Origin of the sequence: Streptomyces anthophorae, assembly GCF_049310305.1 — a bacterium.
Classification (GTDB): Bacteria; Actinomycetota; Actinomycetes; order Streptomycetales; family Streptomycetaceae; genus Streptomyces.
This window is the reverse complement of record NZ_JBLWQQ010000002.1, coordinates 205,793-220,560: the sequence shown is the minus strand read 5'-3', so window position 1 is coordinate 220,560 and position 14,768 is coordinate 205,793. Positions and strand designations below refer to the sequence as shown.

The window sequence follows — 14,768 nt, the reverse complement described above, 5'->3', positions numbered from 1 at the left end:
CGGGGCATAGAACGACGCAGCGCGCAAGCGCGCTGCGAATTCCCGCGCAAGCGCGGGAATGAATTCCGCAAGCGGAATTCTAAAGGCGGGTCTAGTTCGCGCAAGCGCGAACTAGGGTGATCGCGCAAGCGCGATCACTGAGGCTGGCTACAGGGGAGGGTGCATCACGCGTGGGGCCTGTGTAGGGACTGGGGTTTCCAGGCACTACCCCCCGTAGCGAGGGTGACAGGGTGTCAGCTTGACGAGGTGTCGAGTTTCGCTGGAGAGACGGGCTCCGCTGCGCTCCACCCTGGCCGCTTCCATTCCTTCCGTTCGGCCCGGTACGCTTCAATCAGTACCCCGGAATTCTACAGGGTAACCCGTCAAATCTGACGGGTTACGGTCTAGTGGGAGTCGTTAAACTGGGTCACGAGCAGGGCGATGCATCGTGATGATGCACTGTGTACGAATTGGGACTATGGCGCGTAGGCGGGAAGGGGTTCCCGCCTACGCGCTGATTTACCGGATCAATAGACTCGGAATCCTCCGCGCTCCGCGTTGTACTTCAGGAAGTCCAGCCATTCCGTCCACCACGGGAATTCGGCCTGGACTTCCTTCTGATCCGCCGGGTTCGCTTTCTCCCACGCCTGGAGTGCAGCGGTGATCTCTCGTTCGGTGACGAGCCATCCGTCGTTGCTCGTGAGCTTGTAGGCCGGGATGCCGGGGGTCTGGGGGTCCTGCTCCAGGGTGGCGCGCATGGCGTTCAGGTAGGCGCGTTCCTGGTCGGTCAGGCGGGCGTGTGCGGCGTCGCGCTCGGAGCCTCGGGGGTGGTGCTCCGGGTCGTCCGGGTAGTCGCTGAGGTCGTAGGCCTCCAGGGTCGGCCACTCGGGCAGGGGGGCGTCGGTGATCATGTCGAGGGCGCCCATGAGTTGGCGGGCGGTGCCCATGCCCCAGATGTTGAGGCGGAAGTAGAGGCCGGTGCGCGCCTTGTCGTAGGCGTCCCATGCGGCGTCGAGGTCGCCTTCCATGGCGCGGGCGGCCGTCTCGCTGCTGGCGTTCATGTACTGGCAGCGCAGCTCTTCGACGCGTTCGGCGGCGGCGCGGATGGCGGCGGCCTGGTCCTCGTCTGGTTCGGTCGCGCTGTACATGTCGTAGCCCATGGCTCTCCTTCGGAAGTTGGTGTGGGTCTTCGGGGCCGGGGCGGCGCGGCCACAGCGCCGCCCCGGCTTGGGGGTTACTGCCAGACGAACGGCGGTTGTTCCTCGGGCTCGTAGACCTCGGCGGCGCCGTTGTCCGGGGTCATGGGGCAGCCGTCCCAGTTGCCGTCGTCGCGTGGGCAGGGGTAGCGGCCGGAGTCGCAGGTGAGGCACGCGGTCATCGCGTGGCCTCGGCCGGGGCCGGGATGGTCTCGTACACGTCGCGGTCGATGAGCGTGGCGGGCACGGGTCCGTCGAACGCGGCGAGGATCTGTCCGGTCTGGTCGAAGAACGTGGCGGGGGTCTCGTAGAGGGCCACGTCTGGGCAGTGTGCCAACACGGCTGTTGCGGCCGCGTGTTCGGCCTTCTTGCGGGTGTCGGCGTGGACCGTGACCACGAACGGCGCGCCGACGAGCATGTTGACCGGGCTCTTCCAGTCACACAGGAACGTGAAGGTGTGCATGGGTCGCTTCCTGTCTCCTCGGTGGCCGGGGCCCCTGTCTGGGGCCCCGGCGGGCGGCTCGGTCAGGCGGTGCGCTGGGCGGGGATGGTCCCGGCCGTCAGGTACATCTCGACGAGGCTGGCCGCCTCCAGCTCGGTGAGGCCGAGGGTGTTGCCCTGGGCGTCGGCGCCGCCGGTGAACAGGGCGTGCCCGTAGTAGCTCTGGTGGGAGGGGCGGTGGAGCGCGTGGAGGAGTGTGGCGCCCCAGTTGACGCCGGAGCCGTTGAGCGTGACTTCCTCGTCGACCCACATGGTCAGGTGGTCGGTGATCTGCACGGGCTCGATGTGGTCGCAGTCGCAGGCCGCGTAGAGGATCTTCTGGCGCTGGTCGATGTTGGCGGGCCAGTCGAGGAGCCGGAATTGTCCGTCGGTGCGGACGAGCAGCGCGAAGCCCGTGGTGGTTCGGGTGGGCATAGTTCTCCCTCAAATGCGGTGTGTGATCTTCGTGTTGGGGTCCTGGCCACAGGACCAACCAACAAGACAAGGTTACCGCACTTGAGTCCTTCGGGGTGGGGTTTTGCGGATCTTTCTCGCCGTGTTTTCCGAGGTCAGCGGGGTTTTTGCCGGGGTGGTGGGGGCACGGCGCGGGGTGTGTCGGGGTCCCATGGCGCGCAGCGCCGTGGGCAAGGAGTCCGGGAGCGCGTAGCGAGCGAGCAGGGCGCGGAGCGGCCTGGGAGCGGCTCCCGGTCTCCGCAGCGCGTGAGAGCGCGGAGCGCTCGGTCCGGGCGGGCGCGGAGCGTCCGGACGGCACGCGGCCAGGCTGGTGCAGCGCGGAGCGCTGCACCAGCCGTCCGGCACGGCCCGTGCTGCGCCCCCACCACCCCGGCAAAAGGGTGCTGCGCCCCTTCGGATCCGCCGCCGATCGGCGGTGCTGCGCCCGGGCATGGGTCGGCCCGCTGGTACGGGGGAATCCAGCGGGCCGAGGTCTTCATGCTTGCACGCCGTTGCGGTCTCGGGGCGGTGCTTGGCGCACGTAGCCGTGTTCCGTCCGTTCTCATACAGAGAGCCGCTGCGCCGTTCCCTGACCGTCGGGGCCGTTCAGGTGGCCGGCCTCTGGGGCGGTGCCTGTTCGGCCAGGTCCGAGATGAATCTCAGGGCGGCTTCGCCCCAGTCGGCGCGGGCTTCGTCGTAGGCCGGGAAGTGGGTGGGGTCGATGTCGGTGTCGTCCGGGTCCTGGCCGTCCTCGGCGGGCAGCCGGTAGGCGCGGATGTGTGCCCGGTATCCGGCGATCAACTCGGCTGCCTCACTGCTGATGCGCTCGCTGTGGAGCGGAGCCTGTGGGAGTGCCTGGTGCGCGCCGGTCGCGGCCGCGAGGCGTGCGGCGAAGGCTCGCAGTTTGTCGGGGGTGCCGATGACGGCGTGTGCCGCTGCGGCCGGGGATCCGATGATCAGGGCGTGGGTTCCTTGGGGAAGGTCCTCCAGGCCGTGTGTGTCCGGGTCCGTGTCCGGGGTGATGACGTCGATGGCCGTGTGGTCGGCGGCGGTTGTCTCGTAGCGCAGGCTCACCGCTCCTCCCCGGCCGGGCGGGGGCGTGTCGTGCACGTTGGTGTCGCCTGCTCGGTTCCGGTGCCGTCGGGGTCCAGGTCGACGAGGTGTACGTCGCGTTCGTCGGTGACGGTGACGACGGTCGCCCAGGAGGAGGGCTTGTGGTGCGGGTGCACGGCCAGGGCGCGGCGGGCGGCTTCGATGGGGTCGTCGGCTTCCACGTCGATCGTCCAGGTGATGTCGTACTCGGGCATGGGGGCCTCTCGCTGAAGGCGCGGCCGGGGGGCGGGCCGTTGAGCGCGCCCGCCCTGGTCGCGGCTGGCGGGGTGGTGATGGTCTTCGACAGAGCCCGGCGCCGGGCTCGGGCAGCCCGGGTCCAGGGCGGTGGGCGCCTGGTGGCGCTCGGCTGCGCGCGCCGAGCGCCACCGTGGGGCGCTAGTGCGGGTGGCTCAGGTGCCGGTGGCCTGGTCGGCGCAGTCGGGGCACTGGTGGTGGGCGTTGCCGCACTCGTCGTGCTCGGCGTGCTCGCTCAGGACGCACTCGGCCGTCTCCGCGTAGCCGTAAGTGCGGGTGAGTCCGGCGAGGGATTCGGCTTCCTCGCAGGTGAGGGTGCAGTTGTAGTGCGGCACCAGCTCGCTGGCCAGTCCGGTGCCGACCCACGTGCCGACGAACGCGTCGACGGCCTGGGCGAGCTCGTGCAGCTGGTCCAGCGCGGTCTGCATCGTGCCGATCAGCTGGACCGCGCGGTTCTCGTCGAAGAGGTTGCCGGGCTTGTTCATGCCGTGGCCTTCCGCCGCACGATCCGGGCGCCGGTGAGGGCCTGGTCGTTGACGAGGCCCGTGCCGCTCTCGATCACGGCGTCGAAGTCCGTCCATCGGTCGGCGAGATGGGCCAGCAGGGCGGCGTCATCGGCGGTCGCGGAGGCGGGAACGGAGAGCGTGAGGGTCTGCTCGTAGATGACCTCCTCGGTCACCTCGACACTGACGCGCACCTCGACCTCCGGGTCGGGAGCGGGCAGCTCGTCGGCGCGCAGCCCGTCGGCGGGGCGCACGGATAGGACGGTGTCGGACGCGATGAGGGCAGCGCCGTCGCCGGAGGCGTCGAGGAGGACCGACATCCACCCGTCCTCGGCCGGACGGGCGTCGAGGACGGTCGCGAGCGCGGCTCCGTCCAGGACGGGGATACGGTCGCCGGGCTTCAATTCCGCTGCGGTGCGGCAGGTTTCGCCGTTGTGGTGGTAGCCGGGGCGGTGGGTGCAGATGGACATAGGTGTCCCCTTCATGCGGTGGGGTTGGTCTTCGATGTCGGGGTCGGCCACGAACCCGAACAAGACAAGGTTACCGCATTTAGGACCCAATCGGAGTGGGGATCCGGCGTTTCGGAGCATCAATTCCCGCAGGTCACAGGCCGTTTGGTCGCGGTGCGGGGGGCACGACGATGGCGTCGCTGGGCCCCACTGCCGCGCTCTGCGCGGCAGTGGGCAAGGGGGCGTCGGCGCGTAGCGCGGGCACGGGCGCGCAGCGCCAGGGCCCGTCCGACGTCCCCGCAGCGCGTGAGGACGCGCAGCGTCCGTGCAGACCGGCGCGGAGCGCTGGTCTGACACGCGGCCAGGTGCTTGGCGGTGCGCAGCGCCGCCAAGCACCGCCGGCGGCGGGATCGTCGTGCCCCCCGCACCGCGACCAAATGCTGCGCCCCAGTCCAACCGCCACCGGGCGGACTCCCTGGCCGCGGTGAGCCAGCCGGTCGTCGGCGTTCGCATCGGCACGAGATGGTGCCCGGTCGGCTTTCACCTCGGGCCGCTTCCGTCGGCTTTGCTGGCCAATGCCACGCACAGGCGAAACCGAAGAAGGGCGGGCACCCGGATTTTCGGGTGCCCGCCCTTCTGGCCGTGCCGGTGGGTACTAGCCCTTGGCGGCTTCCTTGAGCTTGGAGCCGGCGGCCACCTTCACGCTGTACGCGGCGGGGATCACGATGGCGGCGCCGGTGGACGGGTTGCGGCCCGCGCGCTCGGCGCGGTGGGTGCGCTCGAAGGTCAGGAAGCCGGGCAGGGTGACCTTCTCGTCGCCCTTGGCGACGACGTCGCCGACCGCGGCGGCGAACGCCCCGAGAACAGCGTCGGCGTCCTTCTGGGTCACGTTGGCTCGGTTCGCCAGCTCGGCAACCAGCTCGCTGCGGTTCATCTTGCGCTCCGTATCACGTTCGGTGGCCCCGCGTTGTGCGGCGCAGGGATGATCAAGCGGCCCATGGTGCCACTCCTCACTGACAACGGACGCGATCCCCTTGGGGGCGTACTCCGAACGGCCCCCGCACAGCGATCAGTGACAGTCAGAGTCTTCATCATCGTGCGAACTGACACGTCGCCCACGGCTTCTAGCCGCGCTCCCCCGTGATTGCAGGGCCGGCGTCTGCCTCCCACATCTGCACGACGTGTCGGGCGGCTTGCGCGTACGCCTGGGCCGGCGACGCGGGATCCTCGAGGACGTCGTCGTCGCGTGTGCACTCCCACTCCACCTGGGCCGCCAGGTTGACCAGTTCACTCGCCTTGTGTGGCGGGAGCTGGTCGACGGAGGTTGTTCTCATCACCCACTCCAGATCGTCCCAGCGCTCAGGGGCGATCTGCCTGACCGCTTCGATGAACGCCATGGGGATTCTGCGCGGAGCACGGACCTCGGGGGTGTACAGCACGGTGCCGGAGTCCTGGTCGGTGACCGTGAATTGGCCTACAGGGCGAAGTAGTTGGGTGCGTCCGTCGTAGCGGGTCAGGGTCAGCTCGATCGCGCCGGCGCCACTGGTCTTGATGTCGCTGACTGCTCCCTGGTGACGAGTCGTGCGGCCGGGCCGGTCCTCCTCGCTCATCCATCCGTCGTCGAGGACGACCCGGCGGCCGCGCAGCGCGGCCCAGTCGATCGTGTCCGGGGCTTCGGGGGTGGTACGGCTCACGGGGCTCCCCACGGTGGTCGGTTTGCGCACACGGTGCACGCCAGCCTCGGCTCCGTCCAGTTCCGGCACGCCGTCATCACCCGCTCGCCCGATGGGTTGCAGACGGACGACGCGTCCCGCGTTGTCCGTCGTGGAGAACGGCAAGAAGGTCGCGAACGGGCGGCTGCTGCAGAGGGCTCAAATACCGGACGCCGTCCCCCTCTGGAGGCGCCCCTTCATTCAGGCCGATCGGGTGCCGACGGTTCGTCGCGGTGCGCCAGCCCCACCGCTCGTCCCACACCAGGGCCGGCACCGGGGCGCCGTCCGTGAGGACCACGACGGCGGCCACCACATCGCCGGCCAGATGCACCATCTCGACGTCCTGGTGCTCCGCCAGGCCCTCGGCGACGAGCGCGTCCGCAACGTCCTGGACGTACGCGCGCAGCTGGCGGCCGCGCAGCACGGTCCGCGCGTAGGCGACCGCGGCCTGGCGCACAGCGACCGGATACCCCAGGCGCTCTGCGGCCTGCTCCGGCGCCAGGTCCCCCTCGCCGCCACACAAGTCGGCGATCCGCTCTCCACGGACGCGGGGCAGGGCCCGGGTGGCCGTCGAGTTGGCGATGCCCAGCGTGGCGGTCAGCGTCGCAAGCGTCAGCGCGGGGTCGTCGTCCAGGAGCTCGGAGATCCGGGCGTGCAGCTGGTCGCGGGGCACCATGTCGCCGCTCCCCTTGGGCCGGTGCGCGGCCGGCTCCGAGGAGGCCGGCTTCTCCCGGTAGGCGCGCAGGACGACGCGCGGGCAGTGCTCGACCCCGCTGACCTTCTCCAGGTGCGGCGCGATCCGCGGGTCCTTCTTGTAGGAGTCCCAGGTCTTCGGAGACACGTTCAGGTACGCGGCCGCCTCGGTGCGCTCGAGGAGGTCCTCGTCGTCATCCGTTTCGGGGAGCTCCGGCACCGGGGCGCCGGCGAGGTAGGCCGCGGTCTGCTCGCCGTCCCACAGCTTCCCCTTCGCCTCCGGCGGGCTGATCGGGGCCGGGAACCCCTCGGCCTCGTACGGCTTCTGGTTGCGGAACGTCTTCAACCCGACGCCCACGGCTTCCGCCAGATCAGCACTGTTCTGCACAACGTCGCGCCGGCCCGCCCGGATCATCTCGAACTCCCCTTCAGCAGTCGCCCCGCAAGGAAGCTCTCCAGGGTTCCGCGCACGGCGGCAACGCCGGGGCAGGAGCATGGACTTCACAGCGGCCGGCGCCCGCGGCACCGCGAGACAAGGGTATGGGACTTACGTCACAGCGGGCAAGGATCCGATCCCGCACGCCTCCCCGCCGCTACACTCGTCAGCATCACGCCCTGCAGGTTCTCCCTTCAGGTGTGGTCTTCGAAGGCCGGCGCCCTGGCCACCCCGCTCCGGCGGGTTGGGCGCCGGCCACCTGCCTTCCCTCAGCGTCTGATTGAGGTTGTGCGCCGCGCCGTGCAGGTCCGCCCTTCTGGAGGGGACCGCGCGGTGAGCCTGCGCCCGCGCCGATTGCCCAGGACGCCCGCAGCCGGGCATGCTGCGCGTTCGAGAGAAGGGGGTGGGCGTGTCCGACCACAATGACGTCCCGGCGGCACCAGCATCGCTCAGGAAGGCCGTGGAGCGGCTGAGCGACAACAGGTCGGACGACGGCGGCAGGGACGTGCAAGAGGCCGTCCAGGCCCTTGCTGGCGGCACTGGACAGACGTGGACGTCCGCGCAGGAGACGCAGATCCAGGCCCTGGTAGAGCAGATCCGCAAGGTTCGGCATCTGAAACGGCCGGGCGGCGGCTGGTGGCGCCGGCGCCGGGAGTGGCGGGCCCGGGAGCGGCTGGTGGACCTGATGATGGCCGGCGGTCCGGAGCTCGTGAACGAGGCGGAGCTGCGGCACTGGAAGAGCCACGCCATGGTGGAGCTGCTGCTGGAGTTTTCCGGCAGCGCGATGACTCCGGACGACACCGCGAAGGCCCTCGCCCGGATGCAGACGCTGGATGCCGTGACGTACGAAGATTTCCAGCAGGCCAAGAAGGTGCTGGCCGGCCGGGAGGCCTCCGCCGGTTGATCCGGATCCGTCTCGGCGGACCTCCGCAGCCAGAGTCGTGCCGTGTGCAGTTTCTGCGCGGATCAGATCGTGTGACGCCTGGTCCTGCGTCAGGCAGTGGCTCCAGGCGTCGCGTTGCGGTTGTGAGTGGAGAGCCAGGAGCCATCTGACTTGGCTCCTGGCGGACTTTGAACTCGCTACTCGCCGCGCAGGCCGAGCCTGGCGACTGTCTGAGTGCCGCAGGCGGAGGGTGCCCTCAACCATCTGACTTGGTTTTCGTGGCGTACTTCAAAGGTCTTGCTGGAGTGCCGGGCAAGATGTGGCGCGGGCAGGAATCATCTGACTTGGCTTCGTGACTGACATTAAATATGTGGCCCAAGACGGAGACCGGTCGTAGTGGCTACCTTGAGGCTCCAGTAGCGCCGAGCTCCCTCAACCATCTGACTTGGCTTCACGGCGTACTTTAAAGAGTCGGCCCGCGGGTCTGGCTCTCCCCGGCAAAGCCCAGGAGCCCCTCAACCATCTGACTTGGCTTCGTGGCTTACTTTGAAGGCTGCGGCGTGTCTGAGTCCCCTGCTCGACCTGGTCCGGGATGATCTGCGGATGAGTACGCAGATGCCCCTGGTGCAGTGGGATGAGTTGTGGCTGCCGTTGCGGCCGTATGCGACGAACCGGCTGCAGGAGGGGATCCGGCGGGAGCGGCGGCCGGTGGCGATGACGCGTCGGTATGTGGAGGCGAACCCGTCCGCGGTCAGCAATCTCCTCGTCGTGGATGTGGACCACTCGGATGCGGTGCTGCGGGCAGTGTCGTCGGTGGACTCGCATCCGCTGCCGAACGCGGTCGTGGAAAACCCGGTGAACGGGCATGCGCATGCAGTGTGGGCTCTGGCGGAGGCGGTGACGCGGACTGAGTACGCCCGGCGCAAGCCACTGGCCTACGCCGCCGCCGTCACCGAAGGTCTGCGGCGGGCACTGGACGGGGACGCGGCGTACTCGGGGCTGATGACGAAGAACCCGCTGCATACGGACTGGAGCACTGAGTGGCTCCATGGCGGACTCCACACGCTCGGCGGGCTGGAGGAGGCGCTGGGCGGCCATATGCCGTCGGCGCGCTGGCGGGAGACCAAGCGTTTCCGCACCAACATTACGGGGCTGGGGCGCAACTGCTCGATCTTCGAGACGGCCCGGACCTGGGCGTATCGCGAGGTGCGACACCACTTCGGTAGCCCTGACACCCTGCACACGGCTATCCACGCGCAAGTGCACACCCGGAAAGCCGAGTTCACGGAGCCACTGCCGGCATCTGAGGCCCGTGCGATCGCCAACAGCATCCACCGGTGGATCACAACGCGATCGAGGATGTGGAAGGACGGCGCGGCCGTCTATGAGGCCACCTTCGTCGCCATCCAATCCGCCCGCGGCAAGAAGGGCGGGAGGGCTTCAGGGGCGGTGCGGGCAGAGCGCCGGGAGGAGCGCACCGCAGCAATGCTCGAATACATGAGGGGGAAGTCGTGACACAGGAGCCCAGGCGTGAGCGCCGCACCGTGACGGCCCGTGAGCTCGCGGACCAGTTCGGAGTTTCCCCTCGGACGGTGCTGCGGATGGTCGCCGAGGAACGCGCGGAGTACGAAGGCCGCTCCCGGCAGAGGCGGGACCAGATCGTCGAGCTGCACCGGCAGGGGCTGAAGGGATACGAGATCGCACGTGAGCTGTCTGTCTCCGCCGGCCTGGTGTCCATCCGGCTCAAGGAAGCCCGCTCGGCTGGTGTCGATCTCACCCCTTACGCCGCTGCCGGTGAAGGGGACGCGATACCCCGACGCAAGAGGGAAACCCGCAGGTAAAACAGCACCGTGGCCGCCATCGACTGGTGAAACCGCGCTGAGCGCACCCGGATGGCGCATCACCTCACCATGCCGGATCCCGTTGATGCACCTGAAGAGCAGGCCGCAGGCGAGGAGTTGGTGTTGGGCAGGAAGAAGGCGAAGAAGACGCGACGGCTCCGCATGCCGCGTCAGTACACCCTCCAGGACCTCCAGCCGCCGGGCGAGGGGTACGAAGAGTGGCTCCAGGTGACGGCCGGCATGAACCCGGATCAGATCCACGATCCACGGCTCGGCGAGGAGTCCCTCGCCCGGCGGAGGCGTCTGGCCCGTCTCGGCCCGCTGTACGACAACACGGTGCCGAGGGCCGCCTTGCACCTGGACGAGCTCATCGACACCGGCCACCTCCCGATCTTCGAAGACGGCAAGAGCGGCACACTTGTGCCCCTCGCCGAAGCAGCAGCGTGGTGCGGCTCCAGCGGCGACCTCCGCGAGTCGGTCCACCGCCTGCACGCCAACGGCATGCTGCTCGTGGAGACCGACAACGAGCACAACGTTCCCGTGATCCGTCTGGTGGCCCAGAAACCCGCGGAGCCGGGGCAGCCCTGGCGGTTCCAGGGGGATCCCGACGCGGTCACCGCGCAGACCTGCATCCCGGACAACATCTGGGAGGACCTGCCCATCGACGTCGCCGGTGCGGTGGCGTACATGCGGATGTGCCGGTCCCAACTCGAGGAACCCGACCCCGCAGCGTTCGGGCTGCACGAGGGCGTGAACGGCACCGCGCACGCCCGCAAGCTGTTCGCTGCGGCTCTGGCGTCCGGAGCCGTCGACGAGAAAGGGTGTGAAGCATGTCCAACCGGCCACCTGTGCACTCGAACGGAGAACTGATGATGGAACCCCGACCGCTCGTCGTACTGCGTGGCCGCCTGTGGATCAACCCCGGGGGCGACGCCCACATGCTGCAGTGCGTCGCGCGCACCAGGAAGGGAAGCCGCTGCCACAACCCGGTCGAGTACGGGCAGATGCTCGGGTTCCACGAGTTCCACCTCGGCGCGGCCGGATACGTCATGGCCTACGGCCGCCCCGGCGGTGGCGACAGCGTTGATGTCGACCGCTGGCTCGCGCAGCACTGCACACTCCACGACACCCCGGACGTCATCGACTGCGAATCACCGGAGCTGCGCCGCTTCGACATCGTCCGGGACGCCGCCCACGTCCAGGAGTACCCCGTGGACGTCACCTACGCCGGGCAGCCGGCCGATGTGCCCTACGCCCGGGAGGCCGCCGATGGCGCGATCGTCGCAGGAAGCCACGTCGCGGCTGGCCTGCCGAGCGTGCCTTAGCGGGGTGCCGGGCGGCACCGCACCGTGCTGGTGTGCATCCTGTCTTCGACGGGCCCGCGCCTACTTCTTCTCCGGGATTGTGTCGTCGATGACGACTTGAGGCTCCGGGTCGTCGGGCCCGGTCGCCGCCTTGATCCGGTCGATCGCTGGCGCGAGAGCGTCGTACACCCGCTTCGAGGCCGCCGTGTTGTCGAACTCGCCGTTCACCTTGGACGGATGGGCATTCGCATCCAGCTCCTTCAGGTAGGAGACCAGATTCGTGCCTGTCATGGAGATCCGCACCAGGCCGCGGCCGGCCTGCGGACCCGAAGAGATCTTCGACACCGTCGCCTTCACGGTGTTCGCCCCCTTCTGAGGCTTCGTCTCCTCCCACAAATCCTTCGAGCACACGAGCGTGACGCGGGCGACGCCGGCGGCCTTGGACAGACGCTCATCGTGTCCGGCGGGCGACTGGGTGGTGCATCCGGCCAGCGTGAGAGCGGCAAGGAGAGCGCAGACAGCGACGGTGCGTCGCCACGAGGACGTCGAAGGAATTTTCACGACGACATCCTTGAGCAGGCAACGGCGCCGATAAGCACGGTCGTTGAAGGTCGGCCGAAAATACGGTGCTCCGGCTGAGAGTCAGCCCAGCCAGACGATGCTGAGGACCGTGAGGCGGCGCAGGGGCCGGTTGATCCAGTACGTGAGCGAGAGCTGGCCGACGGCGGCGTAACGGACGTCCTCGCCCTCCTGGTCGCCGGTGTCGAACTGGCGGAACCCCCACGGGTCGGCGGCCGCGGCCGCCAGGATGTCCCACACGGTGTCTTCGGCGTGCTCGGGCAGCGCGTCGAGGGCCTTCGCGGCCGGCGCGGAGACGCGGACCGCGTAGGGCTGGTCGCTCACCTGCGCCGCCGGCGGAGCTCCGCCAGGTCGATGGCGTCGCTGTCGTCGTAGCCGGAGGCGACGAACGCGTCGACGGCCGGGGCGTGTGCGATGCGGCCCTGCCAGTCCTGTACGACCTCGTACAGCGCCGCGAGCGAGAACGTGCGGCGGGATTCCTCGAGGGCGGCCGCGTACTCGCGCTCGAAGGCCGGCACCCAGGTCTCGGCACGCCGGTCGGCGCGCAGCTTGGCGAGGAGTTCGGCCGGCGCCCCGGCAGCGGGGGCATGGACGGGGGCGGGTGCGTGGTCGGGCTGCGCGCTCATCAAGTCCTCCCGGCGGCTCGTACCACCACGGTACGCGCGCATCCCGGTGGTGAGGGCGGTCATAGCCCAACGCCCCAGATCTGCCCCATGTCTGTCAGCAGCGCCTCGGGCAACTCGCTGTTGTCCCAGGCGCTCTTGAGGGTGAACCGGGCGTTGGACAGCCTCTCGAAGACGATCAAGCCTTCCGGCTGGCTTGCGAGCCGATAGCGGCCGTGCTTGAGGTAGTGGACGGTGGTGGGCCCGTAGTCGGCCAGGTTCCGCTCAAGGCGCTTGTGGAAGCGGTCGGCGAAGGCCGCGAGCGTCTCGCCGTAGGCGTCGGTGTCGTCGATGAGCGGCGACAGAACGTCGAGGACCTCGTACGACAGGGCGCGGTCGTAAGCATGATCGGTGAGGGTGCGGAAGATGGGCTCGGCCGCCTCCAGGAGCTGCTGCTGGCGGGTGAGTTCGGGATGCGCGGTCATCGGCCGTCTCCTTGCCGGGGCGGTCAGGGTGCGGGGGCGTCTGCAGGGATCTCTGCGGTCGGCTGCTGGGCAAGGAACTGGCCGTAGGCCCGCTCCTCGAACCACCAGGTTTCCGGGGTGTGCTGCTTGGGCCGCCAGGGCCGCGGCCTGGCCAGCGTCTCCAACTCGCCGTCGGGGTACTGCAGGAAGACGCCGATACCGTAGACGCCGAAGTCCAGCAGCTGTTCAGGAAACGCCAGCCGATCCAGGGGCCTGGTGAAGACGACCTGGCGCGCGCAGAACGGCGAGAACTGTGAGGCCGCGTCCAGCGCCACCCTGGTCGGGATGCTGGGGCGGACCGTGGCCAGCGTCACCCGGCAGGGCCGGGTGACGTGGCGGGTGACGTGTCCGTCGTCGACTGTGCAGATCCCGGCCGGGGCGCGCCGTACGTAGGCGCGCTGGTGGTCGGTGAGGTCCGCGACGGGAACGGGCAGGCCGTGCGGGAGCGCCATCAGGACGTCCAGGCCGCCGAAACCGTAGCCGGTGGCGACACCCAGTCCTGCGGTACGACGGCGCTCGTGCTCGGTGTCGTCGATGTCGAGCTGCAGCTCGGCCTGCCCGAAGCCCGCGGAGGCGGGGACGATGGCTATCACCCCTCGCTCCTTCGCAGCATGACAACCCGGGTGAGGGCCGATGCGTTCTCGCGTACCTGGGCGTCCTGGAACTTCCAGGTCGCGGCCACGGAGTTGAGGAGTTCGGCGATCGCGCGGTCCTCAACGCGGGGGGTGCTGCTGAGGATCCGGTCCACGGCGGCGGGGATGTGCACGGGCGGCGCACCCTGCTCCTCCTGGCCCGCGTTTCCCTGTTCGGGGTCGACGCCCAGGACCAAGCGGTGCCGGAGACCGTCGCGGGTCTGGACGGTGAGGGCGTCGTCGTTCGGCGAGTCCGGGGTGGCTTCCACAAAGTGCTGGTGGTTGAGGATCGCCGCAGCGACGGCCTCGATCAGCAGCGGCTCGGGCAGCCGGTCGTCGTCGGTGGGCTCCGCCTCGTTCAGCGTCAGCGTGTACGCCGCGCCGGACGCGGTGGTGAAGTGCACGGTGTCGTAGCCGGCATCCCCGTCTGCGGAGTGGATGTGCGGGCTGCGGCGCAGCGCGTCGGCGCTCGGGGTCGTGGTCCGCATCGAGCAGCGGGCTCTTGTCGCGGTCGATGAGATTCACCGCGGCGGAAAGCGCGATGCCATTTGAGTCGACGGACGGGAATTCAGAGGTCATGATTTCTTGATCCTTCAGTAGTCGAGATCCAGATAATCGATGTTTTTGATTTCGACGTCCGACAGTCCCATAGCGCGGCTTCCACCGTCCTGGAAATAGACCTCTTTCAGTCCTTCGGCGATGATCCCACGCATCTGCTGGTCGTCCGCCCCGGCGTCGCGGGCGTCGAACAGGCGCTGCGCGTAGTCCTCGGGGAGGCGCACGGTGAGTCGCCGGAAGCGCCCGTCGTCAGTCGAGCCGGCCGAGGAGGTGTAGCCGAACTGGGCCCGGGTCTCGACCGTGATCCCGCCGCCAGTGGCGGCGGCCTGGCGCTGGCGGCGCTTGCGGACCTGGGGCTGCCACCGCTGCCGCACCACGTCGTCGATCTTCGCGGCGACGTCGTCACGGGCGTGCTTGCGCGCCCCGCGGCGGTAGCGGTTGACGGAGTCGGCGGTCACCCCGATCTCGGCAGCGACGGCCTTCGCGCTGCCCAGCTGCTTGAGCAGGTAGTTGATCCGGCCCTTGAGCGTCTTGGGCGGTTCACGGGTGAAGGCTTCCCGGTCGGCGCGCTCGATCGCGTCGTCGATCTCTCCCACG

At 69.2% G+C, this 14,768-nt stretch carries 23 protein-coding genes; 5 read left to right on the top strand and 18 right to left on the bottom strand.

Annotation, left to right across the window (positions count from 1 at the left end):
• Positions 1-506: 506 nt before the first annotated feature.
• From ACNYS0_RS44075 to ACNYS0_RS44025, 11 genes are all read right to left on the bottom strand, one after another.
• The gene (locus ACNYS0_RS44075) at positions 507-1,139 is read right to left on the bottom strand and encodes a hypothetical protein (protein WP_422434620.1); all 633 of its coding nucleotides are present in this window, start codon (positions 1,137-1,139) and stop codon (positions 507-509) included.
• Positions 1,140-1,213: 74 nt separating this feature from the next.
• Positions 1,214-1,357 carry a hypothetical protein gene (locus tag ACNYS0_RS44070; RefSeq protein WP_422405057.1) on the bottom strand — a complete coding sequence of 48 codons (144 nt, stop codon included), beginning with the start codon at positions 1,355-1,357 and terminating at the stop codon, positions 1,214-1,216.
• Positions 1,354-1,638 carry a hypothetical protein gene (locus ACNYS0_RS44065; protein WP_422405056.1) on the bottom strand — a complete coding sequence of 95 codons (285 nt, stop codon included), beginning with the start codon at positions 1,636-1,638 and terminating at the stop codon, positions 1,354-1,356. Before ACNYS0_RS44065 ends, ACNYS0_RS44070 begins: the two co-directional genes overlap by 4 nt.
• A gap of 62 nt (positions 1,639-1,700) precedes the next feature.
• Complete coding sequence (locus ACNYS0_RS44060) at positions 1,701-2,090, bottom strand: DUF3846 domain-containing protein (RefSeq protein ID WP_422405055.1); 390 nt, start codon at positions 2,088-2,090, stop codon at positions 1,701-1,703.
• Positions 2,091-2,714: 624 nt separating this feature from the next.
• The gene (locus ACNYS0_RS44055) at positions 2,715-3,182 is read right to left on the bottom strand and encodes a hypothetical protein (RefSeq protein ID WP_422405054.1); all 468 of its coding nucleotides are present in this window, start codon (positions 3,180-3,182) and stop codon (positions 2,715-2,717) included.
• Positions 3,179-3,415, bottom strand: coding sequence for a hypothetical protein (locus ACNYS0_RS44050; protein WP_422405053.1), 237 nt, complete (start codon positions 3,413-3,415; stop codon positions 3,179-3,181). Before ACNYS0_RS44050 ends, ACNYS0_RS44055 begins: the two co-directional genes overlap by 4 nt.
• A 195-nt stretch (positions 3,416-3,610) precedes the next feature.
• Positions 3,611-3,940 carry a hypothetical protein gene (locus ACNYS0_RS44045; protein WP_422405052.1) on the bottom strand — a complete coding sequence of 110 codons (330 nt, stop codon included), beginning with the start codon at positions 3,938-3,940 and terminating at the stop codon, positions 3,611-3,613.
• Positions 3,937-4,428 (bottom strand): hypothetical protein, encoded by a 492-nt coding sequence (locus ACNYS0_RS44040; protein WP_422405051.1) that lies wholly within the window; start codon positions 4,426-4,428, stop codon positions 3,937-3,939. The genes ACNYS0_RS44045 and ACNYS0_RS44040 overlap by 4 nt, the downstream gene beginning before the upstream one ends.
• A gap of 634 nt (positions 4,429-5,062) precedes the next feature.
• Positions 5,063-5,341: an HU family DNA-binding protein gene (locus ACNYS0_RS44035; RefSeq protein WP_422405050.1), complete on the bottom strand. Its 279-nt coding sequence runs from the start codon at positions 5,339-5,341 to the stop codon at positions 5,063-5,065.
• 190 nt (positions 5,342-5,531) lie between these two features.
• Complete coding sequence (locus ACNYS0_RS44030; protein ID WP_422405049.1) at positions 5,532-6,101, bottom strand: hypothetical protein; 570 nt, start codon at positions 6,099-6,101, stop codon at positions 5,532-5,534.
• A 76-nt stretch (positions 6,102-6,177) separates the two neighbouring features.
• Entirely contained in the window at positions 6,178-7,227 is a 1,050-nt protein-coding gene (locus ACNYS0_RS44025; protein ID WP_422482951.1) for a hypothetical protein, read from the bottom strand.
• 430 nt (positions 7,228-7,657) lie between these two features.
• Between ACNYS0_RS44025 and ACNYS0_RS44020 the strand changes: the two genes are divergently transcribed.
• The 5 genes from ACNYS0_RS44020 (at position 7,658) to ACNYS0_RS44000 (ending at position 11,297) form a co-directional block, all read left to right on the top strand.
• A complete protein-coding gene (locus ACNYS0_RS44020) occupies positions 7,658-8,152 on the top strand; it encodes a hypothetical protein (protein WP_422405047.1) in 495 nt (164 codons plus the stop codon).
• Positions 8,153-8,734: 582 nt separating this feature from the next.
• Positions 8,735-9,646, top strand: coding sequence for a replication initiation protein (locus ACNYS0_RS44015; RefSeq protein ID WP_422482950.1), 912 nt, complete (start codon positions 8,735-8,737; stop codon positions 9,644-9,646).
• Positions 9,643-9,972, top strand: coding sequence for a hypothetical protein (locus ACNYS0_RS44010; protein WP_422405045.1), 330 nt, complete (start codon positions 9,643-9,645; stop codon positions 9,970-9,972). Before ACNYS0_RS44015 ends, ACNYS0_RS44010 begins: the two co-directional genes overlap by 4 nt.
• Before the next feature lie 69 nt (positions 9,973-10,041).
• Positions 10,042-10,842, top strand: coding sequence for a hypothetical protein (locus ACNYS0_RS44005; protein WP_422405044.1), 801 nt, complete (start codon positions 10,042-10,044; stop codon positions 10,840-10,842).
• Positions 10,842-11,297, top strand: coding sequence for a hypothetical protein (locus ACNYS0_RS44000; RefSeq protein WP_422405043.1), 456 nt, complete (start codon positions 10,842-10,844; stop codon positions 11,295-11,297). The genes ACNYS0_RS44005 and ACNYS0_RS44000 overlap by 1 nt, the downstream gene beginning before the upstream one ends.
• Positions 11,298-11,357: 60 nt before the next feature.
• Here ACNYS0_RS44000 and ACNYS0_RS43995 read toward each other — a convergent pair whose 3' ends face one another.
• From ACNYS0_RS43995 to tpg, 7 genes are all read right to left on the bottom strand, one after another.
• Positions 11,358-11,837 carry a hypothetical protein gene (locus tag ACNYS0_RS43995; RefSeq protein ID WP_422405042.1) on the bottom strand — a complete coding sequence of 160 codons (480 nt, stop codon included), beginning with the start codon at positions 11,835-11,837 and terminating at the stop codon, positions 11,358-11,360.
• Between the two features lie 81 nt (positions 11,838-11,918).
• A complete protein-coding gene (locus ACNYS0_RS43990) occupies positions 11,919-12,179 on the bottom strand; it encodes a hypothetical protein (protein WP_422405041.1) in 261 nt (86 codons plus the stop codon).
• On the bottom strand, positions 12,176-12,481 hold the full coding sequence (locus ACNYS0_RS43985) for a DUF6247 family protein (protein ID WP_422405040.1): 306 nt from the start codon (positions 12,479-12,481) through the stop codon (positions 12,176-12,178). Before ACNYS0_RS43985 ends, ACNYS0_RS43990 begins: the two co-directional genes overlap by 4 nt.
• A 59-nt stretch (positions 12,482-12,540) precedes the next feature.
• On the bottom strand, positions 12,541-12,942 hold the full coding sequence (locus tag ACNYS0_RS43980; protein WP_422405039.1) for a hypothetical protein: 402 nt from the start codon (positions 12,940-12,942) through the stop codon (positions 12,541-12,543).
• Positions 12,943-12,965: 23 nt separating this feature from the next.
• Positions 12,966-13,574, bottom strand: a complete 609-nt coding sequence (locus tag ACNYS0_RS43975; protein ID WP_422482949.1) for a hypothetical protein — start codon at positions 13,572-13,574, stop codon at positions 12,966-12,968.
• Positions 13,571-14,101, bottom strand: coding sequence for a hypothetical protein (locus ACNYS0_RS43970; RefSeq protein WP_422404971.1), 531 nt, complete (start codon positions 14,099-14,101; stop codon positions 13,571-13,573). Before ACNYS0_RS43970 ends, ACNYS0_RS43975 begins: the two co-directional genes overlap by 4 nt.
• Before the next feature lie 105 nt (positions 14,102-14,206).
• Entirely contained in the window at positions 14,207-14,767 is a 561-nt protein-coding gene (gene tpg, locus ACNYS0_RS43965; RefSeq protein ID WP_422404970.1) for a telomere-protecting terminal protein Tpg, read from the bottom strand.
• Position 14,768: the final 1 nt, after the last annotated feature.